At 72.3% G+C, this 8,206-nt stretch carries 8 protein-coding genes; 1 reads left to right on the forward strand and 7 read right to left on the reverse strand.

The annotated features are described in order from the left end of the window. Nucleotides 1–135: 135 nt before the first annotated feature. Both ACIQVL_RS18930 and ACIQVL_RS18935 read right to left on the reverse strand, forming a co-directional pair. Nucleotides 136–969 (reverse strand): class I SAM-dependent methyltransferase, encoded by an 834-nt coding sequence (locus tag ACIQVL_RS18930; protein ID WP_403475858.1) that lies wholly within the window; start codon nucleotides 967–969, stop codon nucleotides 136–138. A gap of 73 nt (nucleotides 970–1,042) precedes the next feature. Beyond that, entirely contained in the window at nucleotides 1,043–2,248 is a 1,206-nt protein-coding gene (locus ACIQVL_RS18935) for a permease (RefSeq protein ID WP_403475859.1), read from the reverse strand. A gap of 142 nt (nucleotides 2,249–2,390) precedes the next feature. Between ACIQVL_RS18935 and ACIQVL_RS18940 the strand changes: the two genes are divergently transcribed. Beyond that, nucleotides 2,391–3,080, forward strand: coding sequence for a GNAT family N-acetyltransferase (locus ACIQVL_RS18940; protein ID WP_403439994.1), 690 nt, complete (start codon nucleotides 2,391–2,393; stop codon nucleotides 3,078–3,080). Here ACIQVL_RS18940 and ACIQVL_RS18945 read toward each other — a convergent pair. The 5 genes from ACIQVL_RS18945 to ACIQVL_RS18965 form a co-directional block, all read right to left on the reverse strand. Beyond that, on the reverse strand, nucleotides 3,069–3,728 hold the full coding sequence (locus tag ACIQVL_RS18945) for a zinc ribbon domain-containing protein (RefSeq protein ID WP_403475860.1): 660 nt from the start codon (nucleotides 3,726–3,728) through the stop codon (nucleotides 3,069–3,071). The two genes, ACIQVL_RS18940 and ACIQVL_RS18945, sit on opposite strands and share 12 nt — an antisense overlap. 153 nt (nucleotides 3,729–3,881) lie before the next feature. Further along, nucleotides 3,882–5,237, reverse strand: a complete 1,356-nt coding sequence (locus ACIQVL_RS18950) for a beta-1,3-glucanase family protein (RefSeq protein ID WP_403475861.1) — start codon at nucleotides 5,235–5,237, stop codon at nucleotides 3,882–3,884. A gap of 276 nt (nucleotides 5,238–5,513) precedes the next feature. Continuing rightward, nucleotides 5,514–6,272, reverse strand: coding sequence for a DUF2182 domain-containing protein (locus tag ACIQVL_RS18955; RefSeq protein ID WP_403475862.1), 759 nt, complete (start codon nucleotides 6,270–6,272; stop codon nucleotides 5,514–5,516). Beyond that, nucleotides 6,269–6,883, reverse strand: coding sequence for a DUF1326 domain-containing protein (locus ACIQVL_RS18960; RefSeq protein ID WP_403475863.1), 615 nt, complete (start codon nucleotides 6,881–6,883; stop codon nucleotides 6,269–6,271). The genes ACIQVL_RS18955 and ACIQVL_RS18960 overlap by 4 nt, the downstream gene beginning before the upstream one ends. Before the next feature lie 149 nt (nucleotides 6,884–7,032). After that, complete coding sequence (locus ACIQVL_RS18965; protein WP_403475864.1) at nucleotides 7,033–7,860, reverse strand: ANTAR domain-containing protein; 828 nt, start codon at nucleotides 7,858–7,860, stop codon at nucleotides 7,033–7,035. Between the last annotated feature and the right edge of the window lie 346 nt (nucleotides 7,861–8,206).

Below are 8,206 nucleotides of genomic sequence, written 5' to 3' on the forward strand. Positions count from 1 at the left end.
GCGGTGCGAGCGCCGTCGTAGGTCGTCACGGACCGATGATCATCAAGTCGGCCCGGCCGTGGCCGGACAGCCACGCGGCGGGCACCGCAGAGCCACCCGAGCGGGCGCAGCCCTGCGCGCGGGCCGCCGGGACGGTCAGGCGACGGCCGGTGGGCGGTCCGCCGTGACGACGTAGTAGTCCAGCAGGCCGTCGCGATACGCCGGCAGGAAGTTGCGCGGCCACTGCACGGGCAGGTCGACACCGGCGAGGAAGCGGTCCAGGCCCGGCCAGACCTGGTCGCCGATCGACTCGGCCCGTACGCCGGTCAGGCCGGCGCCGCCGAGGGCGTCGAGGAGGGCCGTCAGCGGGTGGGCCACGTCCAGGCCGGACGCGAAGCTCTCCAGCCGTGCGGCGAGTTCGCCGCCCGCGTCCTCGGCGCCGGCCGGCAGGAAGAAGCTGGTGACGGCCAGCCGGCCGCCGGGGCGCAGCACGCGCGCGGCCTCCCCGGCGAACGCGGTCAGGCCGCGGAAGTGCTGGGCGGCCTCCACCGAGTACAGCCGGTCGAAGCGGCCGTCCTCGAAGGGCATGCGCTCCGCCGCCCCGTGCGCGAAACCGAGCCGCTCCGGCGCCGTGGCGAGCAGGCCGGCGTTGGCCCGGCGGGCTCGTGCCAGTTGCTCGGGGTGGATGTCGAGGCCGGTCACGGCGGCGAAGCCGAACTCCTCCAGCGCGAGCGCGGCGCCGACCCCCAGTCCGCAGCCGATCTCGACGGCACGGGTGTCCGCCCCGTCGAGGGCGCCGAACACGAGCCGGTAGAGGTCGCGCTGGCTGCGGACCCGGTCCTCGGCGGTCAGCGGACGGTCGAGCGGGATCCCGGCCCAGTGGCCGAAGTTGATGAAGCCGCCCGCGAACGCCGGTGCGGAGCTGAGGTCCTGCGGCCCGTAGACGGCGCGCACGGCGGGTGCGAGGGCGAGGTCGCGGCTGGGGTCCACGTGATCTCCTCTTCCACGATGTCTCCACGACGAACGAGTCGGACCCGGACGTCCTGCCCCGCCGGGCGCCCGCTCAGTCCGTGCCGTGCATGTGTCCGGGTCCGGGTCCGTGCCCGTGTGCGTGCTCCTCCTGCTGTTCGTGGCCGCCGTCCGGCGCACCCCCCATCATCCGCAGCATCGCCGGGCCGCCGGTGCGCAGGAACCGTACGACCAGCGCGGCGGCCAGCAGCAGGAAGGCGATGTTGAGGTACGTGGTGTAGTTCCAGCTGACCCCTTCGTCGGGGATCTTCGCGTCGGCCTGGTCGGGGATCAGCCCGAGGCCTCCGAAGACGAGCTCCACGACGTAGCCGGCCACCACCATCGAGGCGTAGAAGGTGCCCAGCAGGAAGGCGGCCGTCCGGGCCCCGTAGTACTTCCGGTAGATGTTGAGGATCGGCAGGATCAGCAGGTCGGCGTAGATGAAGGCGATGACGCCGCCGAAACTGATGCCGCCCTTCCAGAGCACCACGGCCAGCGGCACGTTGCCGATGGAGCAGACGAACGACACGACGGCCACCACGGGCCCGATCAGCGGCCCGGTCAGCTTGGCCGCGAGCGGATGGCCGGCCAGGAAGAAGCTCTGCCAGAAGTCGTCCGGCACCCAGGCGGCGATCGCCCCGGCGATCAGCAGCCCCGCCACCAGGTCGCGCAGGATCGCCGCCCACTCCATGACGAAGATGTGCGCGACGGACGTGAACCCGGCCCGGGAGAACAGCCGCCGGACGAAACCGCCCTCGCCGCCCACGGACATGTCCATCGCCGCGTGCCCCTCCATCGAGCCCGCCAGCCCGCGCTCGGCCTGCTCCCGCGCCTGGCGCAGCAGCCGTTCGCGCAGCAGCACGCGGAAGAGCACGGCGAGCACGACGATCATGATGGGGCCGCCGACGAACTCCGCCGCGGTGAACTGCCACCCCATCAGCAGGGCCAGGATCACGCCCAGTTCGATCACGAGGTTGGTGGAGGCGATCTCGAAGGCCATGGCCGCGGTGAAGTTCGCGCCCTTGCGGAACAGCGAGCGGGCGAGCGCGACGGCGGCGTAGGAGCAGGACGAGGAGGCGGCGCCGAACCCCGCGGAGAGCGCGAGCGTACGGGGCCGGTCGTCGCCGAGCAGCCGTACGACCGTCTCCCGGCGCACCACCGCCTGCACGACCGCGGAGAGTGTGAAGCCGAGGATCAGCGCCCAGGTGATCTCCCAGGTCATCGACCCGGCGATGGAGAGCGCGTGCCCGACCGCATGCATGGTGTCCGCCCTTCGCAGCCGACCGCGACCCTCCGTTTATATACCCCTGGAGGGTATGTAGGCCAGTGGTGTCACGGCATCCGGATGGAGGCACCGTGGCAGTAGACTCCGCCTCGGTCACGAGGGTCCTGGGGGGAGTCGCATGGTCTGGTCACGGTTGCGCCGCGGGCGGACGACCGCACCGAGGCTCCCGCTGCCCGGCCCGTGCTGGCACCGGCGGCACACGCTGCGCACGGAGCGCCTTCTGCTCTACACCCCGGAGTCGAGGCTGGACCTCGTCGCCGCCGTGGCCGCGGGCTCGGACCCGGCGGCCCAGCGGTGGCTCGGCTGGACCGACGACCGCGTCATCGCTGACGCGGCCGTCCGTGAAGGTCTGCTCCGGCTGCGTCCCGGCGCCACGGAGACCCTGCAGCCCTTCAGGAACCTGCTGAACCGGCCCTACGAACCCCTCGGGGACGAGGAGGCGGAGCTGCTGATCGGCGTACGCGTGGACGTCGGCACCTACGCCGGGGTCGTGATGATGCACCCCGGCACCGGTGAGATCGACGGATGGATGGCGCCCGAGGCGCGCGGTCTGGGGCTCGGCACCGAGATGTTCCGGGCCGCCGTGGTCCTCGGCCACGCCCACCTGGGGCTGCCGAGGGTGTTCGCGGGTTTCGAACCGGCGAACACCGCGTGCGCCCGTGCCCTGACGAAGGCCGGCTTCGTGGCCGCCGACGGACGGGCACGCCACACCCAGCCGGACGGCCGCGAGATCGACGCCCGCTGGCTGGAGCGCACGACGACCGCCCCGCTCACCCGCTGCCGGGGCGCCGGCCCGCTACCTGCGTGAGCCGCACCCCGGGCAGAAGGCGGCCCCGTCCGGTACCACCGCGGAGCAGGACGAACACTGCTGCGACTGGGCCAGTCGGTAGCCGCAGCCCGAGCAGAACGCGGCGCCGTGCGTCTCGGTCTGACACTGCGGGCAGACCAACTGGCGGGGCGTGCCGGGGTCGTAGCCCTGCCCGGCCTGCTGGCCCGCCGCGTACGCCCGCTGCGAGGCCATGTCGTTGAGGCCGCGCTGCTGGGCCGCCATCGCCTCGGCCGCCGTGTCCGGAGCGCAGCGCAGGCACAGGCCCTGGGCCGCGTTCCAGCAGCGGCCGCACACGTAGTCGGTGCAGCGCGCGCAGCGGTTGAAGTGGCCCTGCGCGTTGTCGATGGCCCGCTGGAACGCCTCGTCGCGGGCGCGCCCGTAACCGGCCCCCGCCAGCCCGTCGGCCGCCGACGTCAGCCCGGTACCGGTACGGCCGAGCAGCCCCCAGGCCACGTCGACCCCCTTGTGGAGCCAGGTGGCGGCCCGCTCCCCGGTGTACGGCTCGAACGGCGAGCGCCAGGTGTCGTAGCAGCGTGAGCAGGAGAACTCGAACTGGAAGCCGGCACCGGTGCCGTTCCGCTCGCACAGGTCCCGGTAGTTGTTGCTGAAGTAGATCTCGGCGCTCATGTGGTCCCCCCACAGGTCAGGCCATCGGCACACATGCCGTACGACGCAGGGGAAACGGTACTGGTTCTGGCCAAAGCAGCCGAGTTCAGGCCATGGCCAGAGCTGTGGCCCGAGACGGCTGCCCCGGGCCACGGGCCTGCTCTGCGGGAGCGGCTACCAGCCGACGGCCACCAGGAGCCACTGCGGGTTGGCGTGCGAGATGAAGGAGGACTGGCCCGCCACGTCGTCGTAGGGGAAGCCGTAGGCGAGGTGGTTGATGGCGTTGTCGTGCCAGAACCTGGCGTAGTAGTTGGCGGGGGCCGCCGTGTAGAACTGGGCCGGGTCGGACTGCTGGGAGGCCGGCAGGGTGGCGACGTGCCGGTTGAGGGCGGCGCACGTGTTCGGGTCGGACGCCAGGGAGGCCGCGCAGCCGAAGATGTCGGAGGTGGCCGCGGTCACGCCCACCGACTGGGCGTACGAGGTGAAGTAGTCGGCGTTGGCGCCGCCCGCGCGGAAGCTCGGGTCGCTGCCGGGCGCGATGATCCGGTACGGGGCCTGGGTCTGGGCCAGCACGTCGAACTGGGACGGCACCGCGTCGACGAACCGCTGGAACGTGGTGGCACGGTCCTCGGCGAAGGTCTGCCGGTTCTCGCCGACCTCGGTGTCGTAGCCGTCCTTGGTGTGCAGCCGCATGGCCAGCTTCAGGCCGAAGGCGTCGACCCGGGTGGTGTTGCCGTTGAAGACGTTGTTGCCGACCGTGAACTCGATGAAGTCGTAGTACGAGCTGGTGGGCGAGCCCAGGTAGAAGTACATGCGGCCCGCGGAGTTGGCCGGCATGTCCAGGTAGGGCTGCTCGGCGATGGAGTGCGTCTGGCCGTTGAAACTCCAGTACACCTGGCTGTCGGGGTACTTGCCGTTGGTCCGGTTGAGGATCTTCACCTCGACGGCGTTGTTCGCCGCCGGTATGTCGCTGGTGCTGCCCCAGAAGTCGTCCGGCGGGGTGGTGGACCCGGGGCCGTAGACCTGGAACTCCCACAGGGAGTAGCCGTACGGGGTGCCCCGCACGGTGCCGTAGAGGCGGACGTAGCGGCCGCTGCCGCTGACGGCCAGGTTCTGGGTGCCGCCGGTGGCCGTGGTGGTCGAGTAGACGGTCGTCCAGGTGGCGGCGTCGGTGGAGGTCTGGATCTGGAAGGCCTTCGCGTAGGCGGCCTCCCAGTTCAGGGTGACGCTGCTGAGCTGCTGGACGGAGCCGAGGTCGACCTGGAGCCACTGCGGGTCGGCGAAGGCCGAGGACCAGCGGGTGCCGGTGTTGCCGTCGACCGCCGCGCTCGCGGGGAAGGACGCGTTCTCGGTCGAGGAGGCGGTGGCGGGCCTGCCCTGGGACAGCAACTGGTCGGCCGCGTGCGCGGGCGACGGGGCGAGGACCGCGAAGAAGACGGCGATCAGGGCGACCACCAGGCCGAGCGCCAGGCGTGGACGTAAGGCGACGGCCGGTGGTCTGCGGGTGGGTGCGCCGACGGAACTCTGCATGCGAAGTCTCCTCAGCCGGTTCGGCGTGCGTGGGGATGGAGCAACGGCAGATGTGAGAGCGCTCCCTCGGGTTGTAGTCCCGCACCCGCGCGCCGTCAACAACTGAAGCCGAAATCCGTCGGGTTGCGGCCCTGTGGACGACATGCCGCTGATCGCGGCCCTGGTGTCACGCACCCGCCGGCCGTCGCATTCGGTTCCCGACCACGCCAACGGCCCGGGTCCGGACCGCTCTTACAACCCTTGACGCATCCGGTACGGACCTTTCCGCGCCGGCCCTCACATCCCGGTCATGCCGCCGCCGGTGAGTCCGGGAGCCAGCTCCGGGAACCAGAAGACGGCCACGGCCAGGGCGATCGAGGCGATCCCCACGAGGCGGGCGATCAGGCGGCCGGCCGGAGCCAGCTTCTCGGCCGTGATCACGGCGGTCAGCACCACCATGGCCCACAGGTTCATCACCCCGAACGCCGCCAGCAGCACCATCAGCGACCAGCAGCAGCCCAGGCAGAAGCCTCCGTGGTGGGCTCCGGCACGCAGGTCACGGGAGCGCCCCGGGTACGAGGCGTAGCGCAGCAGCTGCCCGACCGGCGAGCGGCACTTCGCCAGGCAGCGGTCCTTGAGGGGGGTGAGCTGGTAGACGCCGCCGACGAAGAAGACGGCCGCGGCGACCGCGGTCCCGGTCGCGGCGGGCAGGCCCCCCGCCCGGCCCAGGCCCGCGGCCAGCGCGTACGCCGGCAGCCCGGCCGCGGCCCAGACGAGCAGGTAGGCGGCCGTGAAAACGACCATGCGCGGCGTCCGGTGCGCGGTGAGGGTGCGCGCGTACAGCGCGGCGACGGGCGTGGTGCCGGGCAGCATCATCGCGGCCATCATCAGGGTCCACACGGCCAGGAAGGCGGCCAGGCCCAGGCCCATCGTGCCCGGCATCGCCGGCATGCCGGCCCGGCGCGTCACCACCCAGACCCAGGCGGCGGCCGCCGCGACCAGCAGCAGTCCGGCGGGGGCCGCCCCGCTGCGGACGGTGACCGGCCGACCGGTCACGCGGACCACGCGAAGGGCGCGGAGTGCCCGTTGCCACCGGAGAAGTCCCACGACCGGCCGTACACGCCACCGCCCCGCGCCCGCGCGGACCGGGCGATGGCCAGCGTGCTGTTCGCCGGGTGGAACATCCCGGTCAGGTGCATGACCGGGCCGTCCTCGCCGAACTGCGGGGCGACCTGGTCCTCGATCTCGACGTCGATGACGTCGCCCACCCGCGCGCTGTGGTGGCGGCCGTCGTCGCGGTACTCGATGGGAACCCGCTCCACGCCGAGCACCTTGCCGATGAGCGGCCCGAGAGCCGCCATCGGCCCGCCTGCCTCACCGCAGAAGACGCTGCCCAGCGCCGCCGCCTGGCTGTCGTCGGCCGAGGCGTCGAGATACACGGCCACCTGCCAGCCGCCGTCGGCCATCACCCGCGGGGCGTCGACGAAGACGGCGACGTTGTGGCCGGAGACGTCCACGCCGTCCACGTTCCCGCTGTCCACGTGGAACGCGAAGGTCACCTGGCAGCGCTCGTGGTCGGCCGGCGCGGTCAGACCCGAGGTGGTGCAGGGGCAGACCACGTCGCAGTTGCAACTCTCCAGGTACGTGCCGTTCAGGTTCCAGGGCATCGCTCTACCTCCCCTTCCGCGAAGGGAACGCCACTGGAGGGCCCGTTCTGTCCGGTACCGCTCTCCTCTTCAGGCTATTCCCGACGGCCCCCGTCGCGCAGATCAGCGGCGGGCGGGTGCCGGTGGGTGCCAGTGGGGGTCCGTGGGCGTCAGTGGGTGGCGGTGGTGTGGAGGTGGTTCAGGGCGGAGACCACCGTGGTGTTGCGGTGCCAGACCAGCCAGCGGCCGACCTGCCTGCCGAGCTGGTCCAGCGCCGCCGCCTGGGCGGCGGTGAGCGGGGTCAGGGGCCGGTCGTGGTGGGAGGAGATCATGCCGATGACGGTTCCTCTCGGGCTGAGCAGCGGGGCGCTGTGGCAGGCGCGGCTGCCCGTCTGCAGGATCGTCCGCCGGGAGGCCTCGTCGAAGGCGTCCGAGGCGGCGACGTCCTCGACGGTGACCTGCCGGCTCTGCTCCGCGGCCTGCGCGCAGGAGGTGGTGGAGGCGTCGACGAAGGTGAAGTAGTCGGTGAAGCGTCCGTTCAGTCCGGTGTGGTGCTCCATGCGGAGCATGCCGTTCTGCACCAGTTGCACGTTGCCCATCTCGGCACCGGTGATGTGCAGGGTGCGCTGCAGGGCGGTCTTGAGGACGGCGCTGTCGTCGACCAGCCGTCGCTCGTCGGCGCGCAGGACGGGCAGCGGCGGAGCGGCCGGGCGCGGCCGGCCCGGCACCCAGCTGGCGGCACCCGGCCGGGGAGCGGGCAGGTGCACGGCCGTCTCGGCGAGGGTGTGCAGTCTGACGTTGAACCGCTGGGAGGCGCGGCGCAGCAGGTCGAACGCCTCCTGCTCCGAGGAGAGCCGGTACGAGGAGACGAGGAGCCGTTCGGCACGGGCGACCCCGGCACGCGCCAGCTTCCTGTTCCGCACGTCGATCGCCTGCTGCTCGGCGTCGCGGGACCCGCTCTCTCCCGGACGCAGCCCGGTACCGGAATTCTCGGCCATGTAAGCAACTCCCATCCGACCCGACTCCTGCGCACAGCGCGTCTTCCCGCGTTCCCCCCGCACATGTCCGCCTGTGGCACGCGCCACCTGGCTTCCGGCCCGGCCGGCACCCCCGCGCACGTCACCTCCGACAGCGACCCGGTGCCGGGGCGCCCCGGCGGGAACGGCCTGCGTGTGGTTGCGCGTGTCCCGCCTGGGATGATCACGGCAGCACATGCAGCTCAGCGTCAGCGCGTCTTCCCGCGTTCCTCCCGCACATGTCCGCCTGTGGCACGCGCCACCTGGCTTCCGGCCCGGCCGGCACCCCCGCGCACGTCACCTCCGACAGCGACCCGGTGCCGGGGCG

The organism is Streptomyces sp. NPDC090499, from assembly GCF_044769305.1.
In the GTDB taxonomy this organism is placed as follows: domain Bacteria; phylum Actinomycetota; class Actinomycetes; order Streptomycetales; family Streptomycetaceae; genus Streptomyces.

What these genes read in the sequence shown, in the direction of transcription:
- ACIQVL_RS18935 (WP_403475859.1), bottom strand. Translation starts at nt 2,248, where the DNA reads ATGCATGCGGTCGGGCACGCGCTCTCCATCGCCGGGTCGATGACCTGG.
- ACIQVL_RS18945 (WP_403475860.1), bottom strand. Translation starts at nt 3,728, where the DNA reads ATGAGCGCCGAGATCTACTTCAGCAACAACTACCGGGACCTGTGCGAG.
- ACIQVL_RS18960 (WP_403475863.1), bottom strand. Translation starts at nt 6,883, where the DNA reads ATGCCCTGGAACCTGAACGGCACGTACCTGGAGAGTTGCAACTGCGAC.
- ACIQVL_RS18950 (WP_403475861.1), bottom strand. Translation starts at nt 5,237, where the DNA reads ATGCAGAGTTCCGTCGGCGCACCCACCCGCAGACCACCGGCCGTCGCC.
- ACIQVL_RS18965 (WP_403475864.1), bottom strand. Translation starts at nt 7,860, where the DNA reads ATGGCCGAGAATTCCGGTACCGGGCTGCGTCCGGGAGAGAGCGGGTCC.
- ACIQVL_RS18940 (WP_403439994.1), top strand. Translation starts at nt 2,391, where the DNA reads ATGGTCTGGTCACGGTTGCGCCGCGGGCGGACGACCGCACCGAGGCTC.